At 62.5% G+C, this 20,047-nt stretch carries 16 protein-coding genes; 15 read left to right on the top strand and 1 reads right to left on the bottom strand.

Going from position 1 to position 20,047, the window contains the following annotated elements; genetic code table 11:
* Nucleotides 1-188: 188 nt before the first annotated feature.
* The 15 genes from NKG98_RS17460 to NKG98_RS17390 all read left to right on the top strand — a co-directional run bounded on the left by NKG98_RS17460 (nt 189) and on the right by NKG98_RS17390 (nt 15,077).
* On the top strand, nt 189-776 hold the full coding sequence (locus tag NKG98_RS17460) for a hypothetical protein (RefSeq protein WP_254767407.1): 588 nt from the start codon (nt 189-191) through the stop codon (nt 774-776).
* Nucleotides 773-1,399, top strand: a complete 627-nt coding sequence (locus NKG98_RS17455; protein ID WP_254767406.1) for a Rieske (2Fe-2S) protein — start codon at nt 773-775, stop codon at nt 1,397-1,399. The genes NKG98_RS17460 and NKG98_RS17455 overlap by 4 nt, the downstream gene beginning before the upstream one ends.
* Before the next feature lies 1 nt (nt 1,400).
* Nucleotides 1,401-2,861 (top strand): cytochrome b, encoded by a 1,461-nt coding sequence (locus NKG98_RS17450; RefSeq protein ID WP_254767405.1) that lies wholly within the window; start codon nt 1,401-1,403, stop codon nt 2,859-2,861.
* A complete protein-coding gene (locus NKG98_RS17445; RefSeq protein WP_254767404.1) occupies nt 2,854-3,087 on the top strand; it encodes a DUF8120 family protein in 234 nt (77 codons plus the stop codon). The genes NKG98_RS17450 and NKG98_RS17445 overlap by 8 nt, the downstream gene beginning before the upstream one ends.
* A complete protein-coding gene (locus NKG98_RS17440; RefSeq protein ID WP_304612846.1) occupies nt 3,084-6,008 on the top strand; it encodes a molybdopterin-dependent oxidoreductase in 2,925 nt (974 codons plus the stop codon). Before NKG98_RS17445 ends, NKG98_RS17440 begins: the two co-directional genes overlap by 4 nt.
* Nucleotides 6,005-7,045, top strand: a complete 1,041-nt coding sequence (locus tag NKG98_RS17435) for a 4Fe-4S dicluster domain-containing protein (RefSeq protein ID WP_254767403.1) — start codon at nt 6,005-6,007, stop codon at nt 7,043-7,045. The genes NKG98_RS17440 and NKG98_RS17435 overlap by 4 nt, the downstream gene beginning before the upstream one ends.
* On the top strand, nt 7,038-7,865 hold the full coding sequence (locus NKG98_RS17430; protein WP_254767402.1) for an ethylbenzene dehydrogenase-related protein: 828 nt from the start codon (nt 7,038-7,040) through the stop codon (nt 7,863-7,865). The genes NKG98_RS17435 and NKG98_RS17430 overlap by 8 nt, the downstream gene beginning before the upstream one ends.
* A complete protein-coding gene (locus NKG98_RS17425; protein ID WP_254767401.1) occupies nt 7,862-8,527 on the top strand; it encodes a molecular chaperone TorD family protein in 666 nt (221 codons plus the stop codon). The genes NKG98_RS17430 and NKG98_RS17425 overlap by 4 nt, the downstream gene beginning before the upstream one ends.
* Nucleotides 8,524-9,396, top strand: coding sequence for a DUF8068 family protein (locus tag NKG98_RS17420; RefSeq protein ID WP_254767400.1), 873 nt, complete (start codon nt 8,524-8,526; stop codon nt 9,394-9,396). The genes NKG98_RS17425 and NKG98_RS17420 overlap by 4 nt, the downstream gene beginning before the upstream one ends.
* Nucleotides 9,393-10,241 (top strand): HEAT repeat domain-containing protein, encoded by an 849-nt coding sequence (locus NKG98_RS17415; RefSeq protein WP_254767399.1) that lies wholly within the window; start codon nt 9,393-9,395, stop codon nt 10,239-10,241. The genes NKG98_RS17420 and NKG98_RS17415 overlap by 4 nt, the downstream gene beginning before the upstream one ends.
* A gap of 254 nt (nt 10,242-10,495) precedes the next feature.
* A complete protein-coding gene (locus tag NKG98_RS17410) occupies nt 10,496-11,083 on the top strand; it encodes a DUF998 domain-containing protein (RefSeq protein ID WP_425504416.1) in 588 nt (195 codons plus the stop codon).
* 300 nt (nt 11,084-11,383) lie between these two features.
* Nucleotides 11,384-11,611, top strand: a complete 228-nt coding sequence (locus NKG98_RS17405) for a hypothetical protein (protein WP_254767397.1) — start codon at nt 11,384-11,386, stop codon at nt 11,609-11,611.
* 118 nt (nt 11,612-11,729) lie between these two features.
* Complete coding sequence (locus NKG98_RS17400) at nt 11,730-12,743, top strand: tyrosine-type recombinase/integrase (protein ID WP_254767396.1); 1,014 nt, start codon at nt 11,730-11,732, stop codon at nt 12,741-12,743.
* A gap of 717 nt (nt 12,744-13,460) precedes the next feature.
* Nucleotides 13,461-13,934, top strand: a complete 474-nt coding sequence (locus NKG98_RS17395; RefSeq protein ID WP_254767395.1) for a hypothetical protein — start codon at nt 13,461-13,463, stop codon at nt 13,932-13,934.
* 99 nt (nt 13,935-14,033) lie between these two features.
* The gene (locus NKG98_RS17390; RefSeq protein ID WP_254767394.1) at nt 14,034-15,077 is read left to right on the top strand and encodes an HNH endonuclease; all 1,044 of its coding nucleotides are present in this window, start codon (nt 14,034-14,036) and stop codon (nt 15,075-15,077) included.
* Nucleotides 15,078-15,154: 77 nt separating this feature from the next.
* Here the strand turns inward: NKG98_RS17390 and NKG98_RS17385 are convergent, their stop codons facing one another.
* Nucleotides 15,155-19,876, bottom strand: coding sequence for a homing endonuclease associated repeat-containing protein (locus NKG98_RS17385; RefSeq protein ID WP_254767393.1), 4,722 nt, complete (start codon nt 19,874-19,876; stop codon nt 15,155-15,157).
* Nucleotides 19,877-20,047 lie beyond the last annotated feature (171 nt).

The raw sequence follows: 20,047 nt of genomic DNA, 5'->3' as shown, positions 1-20,047 counted from the left end.
CCGCGGGGACTCCGGCGCGGCGATCGGCCCCGCCTCATAAAAGCCCGGACCGGTCCGGAGTGGCGTATTCCGGGACGTCGTTCGTCGGTACGCCTGTCGACGATGACTATCAGGAACACGTCCGGAGCCAGTGAACCGCGACACGACGGGTCGGATGCCGGCCGGCCGGACCCCCGGGGTGACCCACCGTGAAGCGCCGATCGACGATCGTCGGACTCGTCCTCGCGGCGGCGATCGTTCCGATGTGGATCACCGCCCTGTCCAGTGGCCACCCGACGGAACCGCTGGTGGTCGACTACGCGATCGCGGACATCAGGCCCCTCGAAGGCTTCGTGAGCGTACCCGGGAAGCTCACCCCGAGCCAGATCGGGGTCATCACCTGGATCGCGTTGCTCGGGCTGGTGGGGCTGCTCGCCGGGCTCCACCGGTTCATGGAGACCGCCGTCCGACCGCCGGAGGGGGCGACCGACGGCGGCCGCGTCGTCGTCCCTGACTGGTTCGTGACCGAAAACCGCTGGGTCGTCGAGTACCGATCCGCGAGCGAATCGACAGAGGGGTTGCTCGTCGTCGGGGCACTCTCGGTGTTCGCGATCGTCTGTGCGACGCTGTTCGCCGCCGAGTTCGCGACGCTCGTCCGGGTGCAGTACATCGGCGTGTACGCCACCGGGATGTTCGTCTCGCTCGCGGCGATGACGGCGGCGTTCTACGCGTGGTTCATGCCCCACGTGGAGGTCGCGGAGTTACGCGGCCACGGGGCCGGAGGTGATCACCCGTGACCGCCGATCCGGACGAGGGGCGCCACGAACACGCCGACGGCGACCGCCCGAGTATCTTCCGGGACGACCGGGCGGCGGTGCGGCGCCGAAGCCTCGCGAAGGGGGTCGTCACGGCCGGCGGCGTCGCGTCCGCGCTGAGCCTCGCCGCCCCGCTGTCGGCGCTTCGCGACGTCGACGTCCTCGATCCGAGTTACGACGGTCCGGTCTACGAGGAGGAGATCTACCTCGTCGACGCGGACGGCGAGCGGATAGCGGAAGACCGCCTCGATCACGGCGAGGTGCTGACGGTCTTTCCGGAGCCGCGTCCGGACATCGCGGACGCGCCGACGCTGCTGGTCCGTCACTCGGAGGACGCGTACGCGGACGAAACGGCGCTCGAACACACCGTCAGCGGCTACGCCGCGTTCTCCAAGGTCTGTACACACATGGGATGTATGGTGAGCGAGGTAAACGGCGCGAGACTCGTCTGCCCGTGCCACATCGGGGAGTTCGACCCCCGGGACGGGGCGGCAGTCGTCGGGGGACCGCCACCCCGGCCGTTGCCACAGTTGCCGATCACGCTCAGTTCGGACGGCTACCTCATCGCGACGGGCGACTTCCTCGGCACGGTGGGGGTGAAGTGAGATGAGCCGGACCGAACGCTACTACGAGCGGGGGTACGCGTGGCTCGACGAGCGACTGGGCCTCGGGTCCGAACGGGGGGTACTCGGCAAGGCCTTCCCGGCGGAGGACTCGTTCCTCCTCGGGGAGGTGACGCTTTTCAGCTTCCTCGTGCTGGGGCTGACCGGGATCTTCCTCGGGTTCTTCTACCAGCCGAACACCGCCGCGGTCGAGTACCAGGGAAGCATCGCACAGTACCACGGCGAAGAGGTGCCACAGGCGTTCGCGAGCGTGCTCGCGTTCACGTACGACATCTCCTACGGGATGTTCATCCGCCGACTGCACCACTGGGCGGCACACCTGTTTATCGCCTCGGCCGCCCTGCACATGCTCCGGGTGTTCTTCCAGGGTGCCTACCGGAACCCGCGAGAGCCAAACTGGGTGATCGGCGTCCTGCTGGTCGTCCTCGGGATGGGTGCCGGTTTCACCGGGTACGTTCTCCCGTACGACAACTTCGCGGCGGAGGCGGCGAACATCGGCTACGTCGTCGCCAGTTCGACGCCGGTGATCGGCGACACCATCGCGTGGGTCCTCTTCGGCGGGGAGTACCCGACCGCGCTGTCGATCCCCCGGATGTACTTCCTGCACGTGCTCGTGATTCCGCTGCTCATCGGCGTGTTACTGGGCGTCCACATGATCGTCCTCTACCGGCAAAAGCACACCGAGGGACCCCGCGACGAGTCGTTCTCGGGGACGCCGGTTTCGCCGGTCGAAACGCCGGCCGGCGAGCCGGAAGGACGGGCCGACCCGCCGGCGTCGGACGTTCCCGCGTCGGCCGACGGCGGGACGGCCGCGGCCACAGCGAGCGCTCCCGACGTCGACCGTGACGACGACAGCGTCGTCGTCGGGCTACCGCTTTTCCCCCAGCAGGCGGCGCTCAGCGCGGTCGTGTTCTTCCTCACTCTGGGGACGCTGTCGCTTCTGGCCGGGTTCTTCTCGGTCCACAACGTCGCCGCGTACGGCCCGTACGATCCGACGACGACGCCGAAGTTCGTCCTGCCCGACTGGTACCTGATGTGGATGTTCGGGATCCTGAAGCTACTGCCGGACTGGGTCGGGGTCGGCCCGCTGTCGGTCGAGTTCGTCGGCGGCGTGCTGATCACGGGGCTCGTCATCCTCGTGGTCATCGCGTGGCCGTTCATCGACCGCCGCGAGCAGCCGGGTCACTTCGTCGAGAGCCCGTTCGAACGCGACTGGCAGACGGCGACCGGGATCGCGGCCATCGTCTTCGTGTCGATGCTCTCGCTGGGCGGGATGAACACGGTGGTGTCGGACCTGACGGGCGTTCCGACGAGCACCCTCAATCCGATCCTGCTGGCGCTGGTGCTCACGTTCCCCGTCGCCGCCTGGCTGATCGTGTACGCCACGCTCGGCGGGTTCGACGACGAGGCTACCGCGGATAGCGGGGGTGGCGGGCATGCGTAGCCGCCGTCCGGTCCTCGACCGGCGGACCTACCGCTGGACCGACCGGATCACGAAACTGATCGCGGTCGTAGCGGTCGCGGTCGCCCTCGAAGCCGGGATCGCTTCCGGCGTCGGGATCGCGCTCGTGCTCGCGGGCGTCGTTCTGGCGCTGTGTACCGTTCCGATAGACGCGCGGGAGCCGACGACCGACGGCACTCCCGCGGCACGCGAAGGTGAGACCACATGAGCGACTCAGAACCACACGAGACGACGGGCGACGGTACCGAAGAGCGAACGCGTTCCGAACGACCCGGCGACGTCGACCGCCGGAGCTTCCTGCAGGGGGCGGGTCTGGCCGCCGTCGCGGGCGGGAGCGGCCTCGGAGTGACCTCGCAACTGCTTGACTTCTCGGGGCTCCGGACGGTCGACGATCCGATCGGCAACTACCCCTACCGCGAGTGGGAGGACCTCTACCGGGAGGAGTGGGACTGGGACAGCGTCGCACGGTCCACCCACGGCGTCAACTGCACGGGTAGCTGCTCGTGGAACGTCTACGTCAAGAACGGACAGGTGTGGCGCGAGGAGCAAGCCGCCGACTACCCGGACATCAACGACGACCTCCCCTCGAGCAACCCGCGGGGGTGTCAAAACGGCGCGTGTTTCACCGACTACGTCAACGCCGACCACCGCGTGAAGTACCCCCTCCGCCGGGTCGGCGAACGCGGCGAGGGGAAGTGGGAACGGATCTCCTGGGACGAGGCGCTCGACGAGATAGCCGAACACGTCGTCGAGAAGGTACGGGACGGCGAGTACGACGGGATCGACAGCTACACCCCGATCCCGGCGATGAGCCCGGTCTCCTTTGCCTCCGGGTCGCGGCTGGTGAACCTGCTCGGGGGCGTCAGCCACTCGTTTTACGACTGGTACTGCGACCTGCCGCCGGGACAGCCCCTGACGTTCGGCCACCAGACCGACAACGCCGAGAGCGCCGACTGGTACAACGCCGACTACATCGTCGCCTGGGGGTCGAACGTCAACATGACCCGCATCCCCGACGCCAAGTACTTCCTCGAAGCGAAGTACGACGGCGCGAAGACGGTCGGGGTGTTCTCGGACTACTCTGCCACCGCGATCCACAGCGACGAGTGGCTCAGCCCGGAGTACGGCACCGACGCCGCCCTCGCGCTCGGGATGGCCCGGACCATCGTCGACGAGGGGCTGTACGACGAGGCGCACCTCAAAGAGCAGACCGACATGCCGATTTTGATCCGGGAGGACACCGGGAAGTTCCTCCGGGCCGCCGACGTCGGCCTCGACGCCGACGACCCCGAGTACGCGCCGGTGATGGTCGACGAGGACGGCGACCTGCGGGTCGCGCCGGGCTCTCTCGGCACCAGAGACGGGAAGCTCGATCTCGACGCCTCGATCGAACTCGACTTCGAACCGCGACTCGACGTCGAGACCACCGTCGCCACCGACGACGGCTCCGTCCGGGTCCACACGGTCTGGAACTCCCTGCGCGAACGGCTCGCGGCGTACACGCCCGACCGGGTCTACGAGGAGACCGGCGTCGGCCGCGAGACCCACCAGCGCATCGCCCGGGAGTTCGCCGCCGCCGACCGGGCGAAGATCATCCACGGCAAGGGCGTCAACGCCTGGTACCACAACGATCTGGGCAACCGGGCGCTGCTGTTGCTGGTGACGCTGACCGGCAACATCGGTCGCAACGGCACCGGCTTCGACCACTACGTCGGGCAGGAGAAGATCTGGGTGTTCAACGGGTGGAAACAGCTGTCGTTCCCGACCGGCGCCGTCCGCGGCGTCCCGTCGACGCTGTGGACCTACTACCACGCCGGCATCCTCGACCTGCTGGAATCCGACCAGAGCTGGGTCGAAGACGAGTACGACACCGCGGCCAAGATCCGCGAGGCGATCGACAAGGGCTGGATGCCGATGTACCCCGAAGAACGCGACGACGGCACCCGCCCGCATCCGAACACGATGTTCATCTGGCGGGCGAACTACTTCGGGCAGGCGAAAGGCGGCGAGTTCGTCGAGCAGAACCTCTGGCCGGATATCGACCTGGTGGTCGACGTCAACTTCCGGATGGACGCGACCGCGCTGTACAGCGACATCGTGTTGCCGGCCGCGACCTGGTACGAGAAGTACGACCTGAGCGTGACGGACATGCACACGTACGTCCACCCGTTCACGCCGGCGGTCGAGCCGCTGGGCGAGTCCAAGCCCGACTGGGAGATCTTCCGCCTGCTCGCGGAGCGGATCCAGGAGGTCGCAACCGACCGCGACGTCGATCCGGTACCGGACCGGAAGTTCGACCGCGAGATCGACCTCCAGTCGGTCCACGACGACTACGTCCGCGACTGGATCGCCGACGAGGAGGGGGCGCTCGCCGACGGCCTCTCGGCCGCGGAGTTCATCCTGGAACACTCCGAGGAGACGAATCCCGACTACGTCGACGACCGGATCACCTTCGACGACATCGTCGAGCAGCCCCGTCGGTTCCTCGGGGTCGACTCCCACTGGACCTCGTCCGGCGAACTCGATCAGGATCGGGCGTACGTCCCGTGGGAGGACCACGTGAAAGAGAAGGTGCCGTGGCGGACGCTCACCGGACGCCAGCAGTACTACATCGATCACGACTGGTTCCTCGAGTTCGGCGAGGAACTCCCGACGTACAGGGAACCGCTCGTAGAGCAGGACACGAGCGAGTATCCCCTCGAGTACATCCAGCCCCACGGACGGCACGCGAAGCACTCGACGTGGCGTGACAACCCCCGGTCGATGCGGCTGGAGCGCGGGGAGCCGACGGTGTGGCTCAACCCCGAGGACGCGCGGGAGCGCGGCATCGAAGACGGCGACACCGTCGTGATGTACAACGAACTGGCGGAGATCGAGGGGGTAGCCAAGTACTACCCCAGCCTGCCGGAGGGGACCGCGATGCAGTACTTCGCGTGGGAGAAGTTCCAGTATCCGAACCGGAAGAACTTCAACCACCTGCTGCCGATGCGGCTGAAACCCACGCAACTGGTCCAGTACCCGGAGGAGACGGGCGAACACCTGCACTTCTTCCCGAACTTCTGGGGCCCGACGGGCGTGAACAACGACACGTTCGTCGAGGTGCGGCCGAAGGACGGTGATTCCCAATGAGCAACACGGAAACCGCGGAGGGGATCGACAGCCAGATCGCGATGGTGCTCGATCTGAACAAGTGTATCGGCTGCCAGACGTGTACGATCGCGTGCAAGACCAACTGGACGGACGAACCCGGCCGGGAGTACATGTACTGGAACAACGTCGAGACCAAGCCCGGGGAGGGATATCCCCGCGGCTGGGAGGACGGCGGCGACGGCTGGACCTCCGAGGACCGAACCGAGGTCGATCACGGCGAGATTCCCGAACTGGACGACTACGGCCGGTCGTGGGAGTTCAACCACGGGGAGGTGTTCTACGAGGGGAGCGACGACCACGTGGCGCCGGCGAGCGATCCCGAGTGGGGGCCCAACTGGGACGAGGACGAGGGGGACGGTCAGTACCCCAACTCCTACTACTTCTACCTGCCCCGGATCTGCAACCACTGTACGCATCCCGCCTGCGTCGAGGCCTGCCCGCGGAAGGCGGTCTACAAGCGATCCGAAGACGGCATCGTGCTGGTCGACCAGGAGCGCTGTCGCGGCTACCGCTACTGCGTCGAGGGCTGTCCCTACGACAAGATCTACTTCAACATGCTCGAGAAGACGGCCGAGAAGTGCATCTTCTGTTACCCCCGCATCGAGGGGAACGGGCCCGACGGCGAGCAACACGCCACGGCGTGTGCCGACGCGTGTGTCACACAGCTCCGGTACATCGGTCGACTCGACGACCCCGACGGGCCGATCTACAAGCTCGTCGAGGAGTGGGAGGTCGCGCTCCCGCTTCACCCCGAGTACCACACCGATCCCAACGTGTTCTACATCCCGCCGTCGTCGCCGGGACGGCACACGCCGGAGGGCGAGAGCACTGACGCGGATCGGATTCCGCCCGCGTACCTCGAGGAGCTGTTCGGCGAGGACGTACACGACGCGCTCGCGACGCTCGAACGCGAGCGGGAACGCGTCAGGTCGGGGCAGGAGAGCGAGCTGATGGAGTTGCTCACGACGACCGACGAACACGCCCAGTACAAAATCGGGGGGTTCGCCGATGACTAATCGGAACGTCCTGCTGGCGGGGGCCCTGCTGGTGGTCGGCGTCCTCGCGGTGGTGCTCGCGGCGCCGTCCGGCCCCGGACTGGGCCAGGCCACCGGGGTCAACCAGCTCCCGGTCACCGAGATGACGGCCGACGACGGCCTCCAGGATCCCGGCGCCGAGGCGTGGGCCGACGTCGAGGGCGAGACCGTCGTGCTGTCGAGCGCCGAAAGCGGCCTCCCCGGCGCACAGGACACGTCGGTCTCGAGGGCCGACGTCGAGACCGCCTACACCGACGAGCGGCTGTACGTCCGCCTGTCGTGGGACGACCCGGCCGCGAACCAGGAGATCGACGATCCGACGGCGTTCGTCGACGGCGTCGCCGTCCAGATCCCGTTCGAGCAGGCCGACGAACCGCCGATCGAGATGGGAAGCGAGAAGCAGCCGGTCAACGTCTGGTTCTGGACCGCCGACGGCGAGACCGAAGAGCTACACGCCGGCGGGCTGGGATCGACCACGCAGCTGAACGACACCGCGGTTACCACCGAAGCGGAATACGCCGACGGCGAGTGGCACGTGGTCTTCAGCCGCGAGCTGTCGACGGACGATCGGTACCGGACCGACATCGACACCGACCAGCGCCTGAACGTCGCGTTCGCCGTCTTCGACGGCGAAAGCGACGAACGCGGGGGCGTGAAGGCGGCCAGCGAGTGGCACCACTACCCGCTCGACCCGGATCCGGGTCCGACCGCCTTCGAACTGGTGTTGTGGACCGTCGGCGGACTGGCGATCGTTGGCGTGCTCGTGGTGACCGTGTACGGAATCAAGAACGTGGAACGATGACGGGGAACGCACGACCGACCCGGTCGGACGCGCCGACGGAGGGGTCGCTCGCGGTCGACGACGCCGATCCGGCGCTCGCGGCGCGGGCTACGGTGTACGGCGTGCTGGTCCGACTGTTCGACGAACCGGACGAGACGGTCCACGCGGCGATCGAAGACGGGAGCCTCGCCGACGAACTCGCCGCGCTGTGCGAGCGGTCCGGCCTCGACGTCGACCCCCCGCGGCTGGAAACGGGGGACGATCCGCGGACGCTCCGGGCCAGGTTCAACGACCTCTTCGAGGTCGGCGTCCCGAAGCCGCCGGTCCCGCTGTACGAATCGTCCCACCGGGACGACGCCTCGTGGCAGGAGATCAACCTCGACCTGGCACGCGCGTACGACTACTTCGGGCTGGCCGTCGACGAGTCGAACCGCGAGGACCACGATCACCTCCGGCTCCAGCTGGAGTTCGCGAGCTACCTCGCGCGACGCGAGGCCCTCGGCGACCGGGACGCACGCGACGCCCGCGGCGACTTCCTCGACCGACACCTCAGCGTGTTCGCCGACCGCCTGTCGGACTCGATCGAGGCGGAGGCCAACACCGACGTGTACGGGGACCTCGCGGCGTTTCTCGACGCGTTCGTCCGGGCGGACCACCGAACGGTGGGACACCACTCGACATGATCGAACCCACGCACGAACCCGGCGCCGGCGGAGGAGGGACGCTCCAGCCGTCTCGGGATCGGCTGCGACGCTACAGGACCCTCGCGCTGGTCGCCGCCGCCGCCGTCGCGGCCCTGCACGCCGCCGTCGGAGCGATCGGACAGAGCCAGTTCGCCGAGTCCCTGCCGGGGATAGCCACCGCGGTCGACTGGCGGGTCGGCACCCCCGTCGCCCTCGGGGCCGTCGCGTTGCTCGTGGCACGAACCGTCGACGACGACACGGCGACCGTCGGTCTCGTCGGTCTCGGGACGTTCGCCCTCCTCGGGGCGGTCGTCGGGGACGCGCTCCTCCCCGCGCTCTGTGCGGTTCTCCTCGGCGGCGCGGTCGCGACGGCGCGGTCGCTCCCCCGCGGTCGGCCCCTCGAAACGGGGATCGCGTGGGGCGTCGCGATCGCGCTCCTGAGTGCGACGGCGGCGTCGCTCGCGGGCGCGCTGGGCGTCGAGCCCGCGACCCTCCGTCCGTTCGGCGCGACGCTGCTGTTCCTGGGCCTTCTCGCCCTGCCGCTCTGGACCGGGGCCGGACCGGTCGACGCCGCCGTCGGGGCGTTCGTCGCCGCGCTGGTTGCCGGCGTGGGCGCGCAGGCACCCGTCATCACCGGCGCCGTGCTGTTGAGCGGGCTCTCGGTCGTCGGCACCCCGTTGCTGCTGGTCGCGGTCGGGAGCGGCGGCGCCGCGGCCGCGATCTCACACGCGATCCGCCGGCGCGAATCCGTCGTCGCGCTCGGGGTCGCGCTCGTCCTCGCGGCGGGCGTCCCGACATCGCTTCCCGCCGCGGCGGCGGCCATGCTCGGCGTGTCGACGCTCGCGCTCCGGGGAGGTGAGACCGCGTGAGCGACGACCCGGAGGGGCCGCCCGACGCGGAACTCGCACCCACGCGGAGCCCGGGGTTCGGAGCCGACGCCGTCGACCTCTCGGAGATCGAGGTGAGCCGCGAGGTGACCCTCGGGACCGCCGACCCGGCGGCGTTCACGGCGACCGACACGGAACCGGTCGCGGGAGCGACCGTCGCGGAACTCCGTGCCGCGCTTCGCTCTGCCGACCGGATCGAACGTCGTCGCGCGGCCGTGGCGCTCTCGAAGCATCCGCCGACCGACGAGGCGGTCGAACCGATCGCGACGGCGGCGCTTGAGGATCCGGACGCCGAGGTCAGGCAGTTCGCGGTCGAGGCGCTCGCGACCCACGCAGACGAGACGGCCCTGACGGCCGTCGAAGCGGCCGCCTCGGACGAGGACCCCTGGGTCCGGGCGGAGGCGGTCGTCACGCTCGACGCGATCGATCGGGACGGCGCCCGCGACGTCATCGAGGCGAAACTGGACGACGACCACCCGGCGGTACGGCGAAACGCGATGATCTCGGTGTACAGGGCCCGGCCGGAAGACGCGATCGACACGCTGCTTTCGGGGCTCGACGATCCGGCCGAGCGCGTCCGCGAGTACGCGGCCGAACTGCTCGGCGGCCTCGACGACGACCGGGCACGGCGGGCGCTCGCGACGGTCGCTGCCGAAGACGAGAGCGCGCTGGTCCGGGCGACGGCCGACCGGGCGCTGGGCGGCGCGGGAACGCCCGCTCCCGGGGGCCACGGCGGGCGGTCGCCCGGCACGAACCGCGACCGAACGTCCGTCCCGCCCGGCGACGACGTCGACGGCGACGACCTGAACCGGTCACCGGACCTGTAGCGCCGGTACTCACACTTCCGACCGCGAGCGCCGAAAGTAGTTCCCCACGGCGCCCCCCGGAGCCGGGTTGTCGGCTTTTAGTCGTATCGATAGAGCACGGAGATCGAACGAACGTTCATACGGCGAGGCGGCGTATACGGTCCGGGAGAAGTATGGCCGACAGTCACCCGGAAGAGCGGACCGAAAGAGGAAGTGAACGGGTGGTCGACGAGGAACTCGGTGACGCGTCGGCAACGAGGATAGCTGGCGCGAGTCTGGTCCTCGCGGGGGCGACCGCGTTTATGGGGATCATCACCGCCGAAGTGCTCTATCCCGGCTATTCGACGCGACAGGACATCAGCGACCTCGGTTCGACGATGCCACCGAATCCGATCATCCACGAACCGTCGGCTACCATCTTCAACAGCACGATGTTGCTGACGGGCGCGCTCGTGTTGGTCGCGACGTATCTGGTTCATCGCGGACTGGGCCGTCGCGTTCTCACGATCCCGCTGGCAGTCTTCGGAGTGGGGATTTTCGGCGTCGGCGTCTTCCCGGGCAACGTCACGCCGTGGCACGGGCTCTTCGCGATGGTGACGTTCATCAGCGGCGGTGTCACCGTCGTCCTCTCCTCGAAGGTCGTCGCCCGACCGTTCTCGTATCTCTGTGTCCTGTTCGGCGGGACCTCGCTGCTGGTCCTGACGAGCGTGCTGGTCTTCGGACTCGCTGGATCGGTACACCCGTTACAGTTCCTCGGTTCGGGCGGCATCGAACGGTGGGTGGTGTATCCGCTCCTCGTCTGGATCCTCGCCTTCGGCGGCTATCTCTTGGGCGACGCGGCCGGTGATCGGGCGGTCGAGTGACCGGCAGCACCGACACCGGAGAACCCCGATCGAGATGGACGGCACGTACGCCCTCAACGAGGACGACGACGTCTTCGATGGCTACCACGAACCCCTCGAACACACGGCGGTCGAGCGCGAGGGCGGTCGCGTCTACATGTACGGTCGGTACGTCTCCTACTGGGCGGTCGACGCCCTGCGGGACGTCTACCCGAATCAAACGCCTGCGACGGGCGCGTCCTGCTCGTCCACGCGAACGTCGACGACGCGAACGCGTTCACCGGCTGGCTGTACGAGTGGACGGGTGCCGGCTACGCCGCGGTGGACTCCGAGAGGAGCCAAGACGGCCACGACCCGCTCGTCGAGTACTTCCGCGAGGAACACGGCCTGTTCCCCCGCTCGTACGCACACGGCTCGCTCGACCCGCTCCCCGACGACGATAGGCCACGGGCGGTCCGGCGGTCACGTCCGGGTGACGGGCCCGTTCCTGCCCTGCCGGATGCTCTCGTCCTCCGGGATCTGCTGGATGTTGGACGTCACGCAGAATGATGGGCGCTGCAGGCTCACAGGGCCTCAGACGCCCTCAGGATTCCTCTCGTTCAGTCTGACGAACGGAGGGAAATCCCGGAGTTCAGATCGACCCGTTATCGGTTCGCGACTCACGACTATGAGTCTCGAGCCAATCGATCCGGAGACAGCACTCGAGCTGTACCTCACGGACAAGGAAGCCGAACTCGCCGAGAGTTCGATTCAGTCGCACAGGTACCGCCTCAAGCACTTCCTGCGCTGGTGTGAGATGGAGGACATCGACAACCTCAACGACCTCACCGGGCGCAAAATCCAACAGTACCGCCTCTGGCGGCGCGACGACGGTGACCTCTCCGTCGCCAGCGAGAAGACCCAAATGGACACGCTGCGCGTGTTCATCCGCTGGGCCGAGTCGATCGACGCCGTCGAACAGGACCTCTCGACGAAGGTCCGTTCGCCGTCGATGACGCCAGAGCAAAACACCCGCGACGAGATGCTGGAGACCGAGGAAGCCGAAGCGGTTCTCTCGTACCTCGCCAAGTACGACTACGCATCCCGTGAACACGTCACCGTCGCGCTGATGTGGCACACGATGATGCGTGTCAGCAGCGTCAACGCTCTCGACGTCGACGACTACAATCCCGGCGAGCAGTACATCGAGGTTCACCACCGCCCGGATACTGACACGCCAATCAAGAACAAGAAAGACGGCGAGCGCCTGGTCGCGCTGTCGGATGACATCTGCATGCTGCTCGACGACTGGATCGAAGAGAAGCGACCGAACGTGACTGACGATTTCGGCCGTGAACCGCTCGTCGCGACGAGGGAGGGCCGCGCGAATAAGACTACGCTTCGGAAGTACGTCTACCAGGCGACCCGGCCGTGTTTCCGTGGAGCAGAGTGTCCTGAAGATCGGGATCCAGAAGAGTGTGAGGCAGCTGTCAACGACCAAGAGGCGTTCAGGTGTCCTGCGAACGTCAATCCCCACGCCATCCGGCGGGGGAGTATCACACACTCGCTCAACAGCGATCTCCCAGACAACGTGGTGAGTGATCGAGCGAACGTGAGCCCTGCGGTCATTGAGCAGCACTACGACCGGCGTACTGAGAAAGAAAAGATGGAACAGCGGCGCGACTATCTGGATCGACTCTGAACCTAGTCTGACTCACGACTTCTATTTTCTATAATATAGCTGATGAGCGCTGAACTATCCTCAGTGAGGTACGGATTGCCTCCACCTGTGGCGGGGTCAATGTTGAACCCAATGGGGCCTGTACCCGGAACGATCCTTTCCAGCTGTCACCGTTGAGTTCGGTCAACCATCCGTCCTCTAACCCTTCCCGGATGATAGCCGGTGTGTCTCCTCGACGCTTGACGGACGGATCTATTAGGAGTCGGCCTGGTTGCAGCCCCGTGAAGGCCGTGCCTTTTCTGCCATCACCGGTGTAAAACGTAAACCCTTGGCCCGACGGGTTGACGTAAACCGGTTCGCCCCAATCTCGACAGTATTCGAGGATTTCGCCACCGGTCTTGTAAAGTGGGGCAGCAGCTGTCTGGCTGGGACTGGGGAACGTTGCACGGTCGCCGTGGATTGGCTCAGTTGACATCACGGGTATCTTCGATTTTGTCTGCATAGAATCATAAGCTATTTTATATTCTTAACAATACTAGGGGCTGCTAGCTGTCTATCGTCCTAGCGCTAGACCTCCTCTATTTCGAACGATACTAACACTCTCATTGGTGTGCGAGAAACGCACATGTAGTTGACAGCAGCTGAATATTATACGGAATAGATTTCAATGTGATTAGCAACGAAATGGGTCGGGCTGCGAACCGAACAATCTTGATAGATGCTTTGGAGTCATACACTATGTTCGGTATCTCTGATCAGAACATCCTTGAATCAGCTGACGAACCGGTGGTTCGCAGTGACGATGTGGACGTTATTGCTACTCTGAGCTACAACCAGACACATGCGCGTCTGATTCGCGATGGTGTTGACGGTATCAGAATAATCGACGAATCAGATGAAGGCAAGGAACAGTATCGAGTAGACTATAGTGGCTATCTGTTGGGATCTCTATTGGTTACCCGGGACGGTCTTAGGGAACTCGGAAACTCCCTACTTGATTCCGACGTTGAAGTCCCCTACTGGATACTCTCACTCGGTGAGGGCTATGACGAGGTGCCATGGTGGGTACCCGAAGACTACGAGTTGAATCAAACGATTGAGTGTACCCAGTGCGGGAGTGTTATCGGTGTCAACGAGGTTGTCACAACTGGGGACCGAGAAGAAGTCAATGAATATTTCTGTCGAGATTGTTGGGAGCAGGAATATCGATAATTCAGCAATACAAGACGCCCTCCTTTGCGAGTCGGTTCTTTTGGAGGAAGACAGCAGCACGTGGCTATTATAAAGTGTGAAATGTAACAGGGAGTTATCATGGATCGCAGGTTCCGGATTGGCGAAAGATACCGAGACACCGGTAGCTATCGGAACAGTGATGATGAGTTCTTGCGATGGATTCGTGGCTCGCTTGATAGTGGTATTAAGAACACTGGCGGCATTCGTGACCTCAGCGCAAATCGCTCTGATACGCCGGCGGCTCTCATTCTTGTATCGAATGATAGTGGGGTCTCTCAGCATGACGATCCATGGGAAGATACGCTCGCAGTCAACGCCGGGTACATCAGTTACTGGGGCGACGCAAAAGCTACTAATCCGTACGATGAGTCTCCGAAGAACCAGAAGATCAAGACAGCGTTCGACCGAACAGCGTCTGGTCGACGGGAGGATGTCCCACCCGTTCTCGTCTTTCGGAAACCAGAGTCTGGTGTTGTCGAGTTCTGTGGGCTATGTATCCCCGAATATTTCGAGGTTCGATCCTACCAGGACGATACTGGCACACAGATCCCGAACTACCTCTTCCACTTCTCGATCCTCAACACACAGTCTGTTCCCGTTTCATGGTTGCACGACCGCGCCCGAATGAACGATGACGGCTATGCCCCGGATGTCTGGACGCAATGGATTGAGACCGGTGAAGTCGCCCAGTGGCCGACTGGCGAGACTCTCGATCAGAGCGGACGAGTTCGACGCTACGAAACGTCCGAAACCGTCGTTAGCGGCGCTTTCCGTGATGAAATGTTCGATCGGTATGGCAATGCATGCACGATAACCGGCATTCGAGAGAAGGATCTTTTGGACCTCGCGCATATCCTCCCGCGAAGTCAACATCCTGACCTCGCTGAACATCCTGAGAACGTCCTCGTGCTGAACTCGCTGCACCACCGCGCATTCGACGCTGCACTGTTTACCATCGACAGCGACTATCGCATCCAAACAAGCCCTTCGTTCGATCCTGCCCACCCTTTTCTTCGCGAGACTATCCTTGATCGGCAAGGAGAACAGATTACGTTCCCATCCAACGTGCAAATACGGTCGTCGTTCCTCGAAGAACTCAATACTGGCCTATCATGGTTGTAATATTCCCCCCGTCCTTCAGGATGGAGAGCATCTCACATACCCTATTTGAGGGCACGATTTCCGTTAGATCGGAGGCTCTACTGCGATAGATCCTGTTTGGTTGGTCGGTCCACACATTTGACAGTCTCTAAGTCTCGGGTGCTGTCGAGCATTCGGTGGACTTCCCCATCGCTTTCCCAGACTGTTCCCCGTGCCTCAGAGAGCACGTACCAGCATCCCGGCTCCCAGTCGACCGTGATTCCGTGTTTAGCCCAGACCTTGAGTTCGAACTCTGTGCCGGTTATGTCTCGAACTAAGTAGCGACCATCAACGCGGTCGGACCGCGCGGTACGCTTTTCTACAATCTGAATCGGAATCGGTCCCGGAAGTCGACTGTTCCCGGGAATGTCTTCCCAGATCAGAACATCTTCATCATTCTCACTCAGTGTGTCTTCTTCTGAGGTTTTATCTCCATCTCCAGAACCCGGTGGTGTAGTGTCTTCAATGAGTGAGGTCGCTTCAGTCCAAGAACCGAAGAAATTCGAATACATGGACGCTGAAACTCGGCCGTGACTATCCATATCTGTGGTTTTCGGGATTCGTTCTACTTTATCACGCACACGTCGAAGCTCCTCAAGCAGTCGTTCCCGCTTATCGATACCGGCAGCGTTGAGTGCATCATCCCACGAACCGAATTCGCGCTGACAGTCGTACGCAGTGAACCCCCCTCGAGAATCCATTTCAGAAGCGTATGGTAGCAACTTCTCTGTCGATCGGTCTAGGCGCTGAATCTCTGCGATTAATGCATCACGTGACGGTTCAGCGTCTTGATCTCCGGTTGCCTCGTTTTCATCTTGTTCCGTTTTGCTTTGGCTTTTATCCTTGCTCGACGGCTCTTCCTCAAGAAATTCGAAGTTAGCGACATCCCGGGCTTCAGTGAAGGTCCCGAACTCGTTCGAGTACATACCGGAACTGTATCGACCGTGCTCATCGATTTGCGTCGTCGAGGGGATTTCACCGAGTTCTTTCGCTACTCGTTCTAGTTCGTCGATGAGAGCCGTTTTCTTGTCTAGTCCAGCTGCATCGAGCGCGTCATCCCACGAACCAAATGTCTGATAATACTCATGGGTCGAGTACGTTCCCTGTTCGTCCATTTCGGGCGCCTTCGGTACCGCACCAAGTTCCTCTGTAAGCGCCTGAAGTTCGTCGAGCAACCGTTGTCGCTTCGATTTGCGTTCACTACTCTTAGACGAGCCCTCTGGCGGTTCTGACGTCTCGTCCTCTGCCGTATCGGTGTTCGAATCCTCATCACTCGAGAGTGCCACCTCGAGACTATTCTGCAAGCGCGTTGCTTCTGTCTGAAGGTGCTGGCTCCCCCGAACACTGCCCGAAAGCAGTTCGTCGAGTTTCGTCTGCGCGGTTGTACACAGTTCCTCGAGGCGATCATCGTTGTCGAGGGGCGTCAGGCGAGCATCGACCAGTATTCGTTGAACCTCACCCCATAACCGGAGGACGTCACGCTTAACGTCGAACTGCCCGACACAAGTATCTACCAACTCGAGTGCTCGGCGTGAGCTCTCTGTGTCAAGGTCGTGTGAATTCCCCCAGTGAATCGCGTACTGCAACTGCTCTCGAGCCATCTCCAGCACCGAACCGAGCCGATCGACTTCACCAGTCGCGAGGACCGAGTTACATGCATCCAAGAGTCGGAGCCCAGCAGCGTGCTTCTGTTGATAGGCCGCTGCGCGAATGTACTCTGCGACCGCCTTGAGATCAGTTCCGGTCTCGTCCGGGATGGTGAGCCGCTGATCATCTGTCCGAAGCACGAGAGAGGACTTCTTCCAGAACAGCTGGCCACTCTGCTCGATCTCGACTTTCGTGAGGTTCTCATAGCGGAGCTGTACAGGGACATTCTCTGGTTCACTCCCAACGACACAGAGCGCACGTGTTGGTGTAATCGCCGTGATGGCCTGATACCCGTCTAAATTAGGTAACGATCGTTCGAGATCGGTCGAGATATAGAGGGCAGGTGAACGATCCTCAGATGCGAGCAAATACTGTGGTTGTTCATCCTCATGCAGATAGGTCGCAAGCGAGCGCTGGTAGAGGTATCCGGAAGAGAACAGTCCTCCACTTCCGGTCCTAGAAAGCAGTTCATCGTCAACTGGCTGTTGAGCATTCTGAGTGATTCGGGTCCCGTCTAACTCAACGGCCGATTTTTGCACATCGAACTCTTCGAAGATGTCCACACTATGGGGGGCCGGTACCTGGATCTCAGCAGTATTCGTGGCCGGCGTCGGCTTCTCCTCAGACGATTTTGATCCTTCTGCTGTTGTGGATTCTCCCGATACCTGCGGTTGGTCTTCGTCCTCAAAACTGCCCGACTGACTGTCTCTTCTAGTAGCGGGCGTCTCTGGGGGACCACTATCAGCACTAGTCGACTCCTTTTCTGAGTTGTCAGAGTCTCTTCCTTTACTAGTCGTGGGAACGTCTTCTTCTGAAAGAGCCTCAAGTGATGCGGTTAACAGCTTCTCCAATTCCTCCGGACGTTCCCGGTAAAGCGGGAAGAGCCACCAGACGCGCTGGAGACCTTCCACAGTGAGTGCTTCGTCGTCCCGAAGCCGGTCCATCGCAGTCTCCCAGTCGTCCTGTGCAACACGCTCTCCACCAAGCCAGAGTTCGTCGAGGAGGATTTCGATTGCCTCGGCGGTCAGCTCTTCGAGCAGCTGGTCAAGATGAACGTTCCCCTGGACTGTTTCGATTTCAAGGTCGTCAAGAAGGTCACGAGCCCACAGTTCGTGTCCCCGCTGCTTTGCGCGCTCGAGGAGGTCGGCGTCCACTCCTGCTTCCTCGATAACAGGCTGGATCCCGATCGTTTCGCCGAGTTCACGAACCCAGTTAAGCTCCTGAACATACTCTTTGGAGTCGAGTCCTGCGATGTAGTTCTCGTCAGGGACCGCGATGAAGTGGTGGAAATGGGGTCGCTGGTCGCCGTGCTTCCGCAGAACCCGTCCCATCCGCTGGACGAGTTGGAGTTTCGTCTTGGTACCAGCGACGTTGATCCCGACCTCAGCGTCGGGAACGTCAATACCTTCGTCGAGCATCTTCGGTGACACCAACACACCGTTGTCGCAGTTTGCGAACGCGTCGATGTTTTGCTGAACTCGCTCGTTGTTCTTCCGGGAGGAGCTCTCAAGCTGGCTGTGTGCCCGGTAGACGTTATCTGTGACGTCACTCAGAGTGTCGGCGATTCGGTCAGCCGTGTCGATGTCCATCGCGAAGATGACGACCTTGACAGGCTGGTCTGGATCCGAGAGATACTCCTCTGCCAGTTCGATGGCTCCCTCGATCTTCGGCTGTGAGCGATGGCGAATCCACGTACGCGAGTGAATCGTTGCCTGGAGGTTCGACCAGTCGTCCGGAATCTGGTCGTCGTCGAGAGCCATCGAGGCGGCTTCGTGGGCACGAATGAAGTCGCCTAAGTCTTCGAGTTCGGTGAATGGAACAGGTATTCGCTTTAGGATTCGCTCGGTTTCCGGGGACCGACGAATGTGTTTGAATTGATCAGAGATCGACTCAGTGGTCTCTTCCCACTCCTCACGCTCGTACGGGTCGAGTGGTGTTGGATGGACAGTCCAGTCGAAGTCGGGAATGATGCCATCACGGCGGGCGTCTTCGACCCCGTAGGTGTACACGACGTCCCCTAAGAGTTCGGTAAGCTGTTCCCGCTTCAGTCCCCCCTCGTCGCCGATGGTGGCAGAAAGACCCATCGCGGATTCGTAGTTCGGTCTGTCGATTGCGGCTCCGTAACCGTCGATATTCGAGTAGTGGTGGACTTCGTCGTAAATGACGAGATCGTATTTATTTTCGAGATCGCGGTCGTACCTCGGTAGGAGCGACTGAGCGGTGTAAAACTCGACTTCTCCACCATTGAACGAGAGTCGGTCGGCTTTGTCACCCGTCTTTCCTGCGGGCATCGGAAGACCGAGCTTCTCCTGAATCTCTCGCTCCCACTGCTTCAGAATGGCGTTTGAGTGCGCCACTACCATGATATTCGCATCTGTTGTTCGTGGAGAGTGGTTAGGGTCGTCAGGAAGAACTCCACAGCACTCGGCGATAGCTGCAATTCCAGCGACAGTCTTCCCGGTTGCTGTCGCCATCTCGAGAATGCCGTGACGTCCGTTTGTGAGCCAGTTGTCTAGCCCTGCCTGCTGATTATCCCAGAGAGAAACCATCAGGACAGGGTTGTGAAGGCGGGCCATCGCTTCCTCCCGTCCCAAGCTACCCAACGACGAGGCCTCCTCCAATAATGCGGTGAGTAACTCTGTATCCGAGAGTGCCTGCTGCTGAGCAGCTGTCACGAAGAGTTCCAAGAGATAGAGGCCACCACCACGGCCGATATGAGTGATGTCGAGTGCGCTTGGGTCAAATCCCAGCTGTCGTAATCGCTTGAGCAAGACGGTTTCTGCGGGCTTTGAGATGACACTCGTTTGTGCTGTCCGTTGAGCAGGTAGATTCTTATTCAGTGAGGCGACATGGCGGCGAAACGTGTGAAACCGATCCCGGTTCGTCTCGATAGGCTCAGTGTCAACTACCCCTTGGATACGTTCCGTAATGAAATCCGCAAAGAGGCTGCTGTAGTATTGTTCGAGGTCATTCCATTCGATCGGATCAACTGGCCCTTCGTATCGGGCCATCGTGACCTTGTTCGCAACCTCGTCATCAAGGCGAATTAGCTGTTCGATAGCTGGTAGATCGGAGAGAACTTTGGACTGATAATCTTCGAAGAAGTCGTAATCGTACTCGACCAGTCCTGCCATCTGTTACCTAATTTCTTCTCGATGGCAAAAAACTATCGCTGGATGATATATAGACTACACTGAGGTAAATAACAACGGTACTGCAGAGTACCGATAACCGTTCGATCTGATCTGCGTCCCTGCTATGGCTAGGAGTGGACTGTGGTAGTTATCTCTGATAGCATACTTGCC

It is taken from the genome of Salinilacihabitans rarus (genome assembly GCF_024296665.1).
Taxonomy (GTDB): Archaea; Halobacteriota; Halobacteria; order Halobacteriales; family Natrialbaceae; genus Salinilacihabitans; species Salinilacihabitans rarus.
Note: the sequence above shows the minus strand (reverse complement) of the source record. Positions and strands in the feature narration are given on the sequence as shown.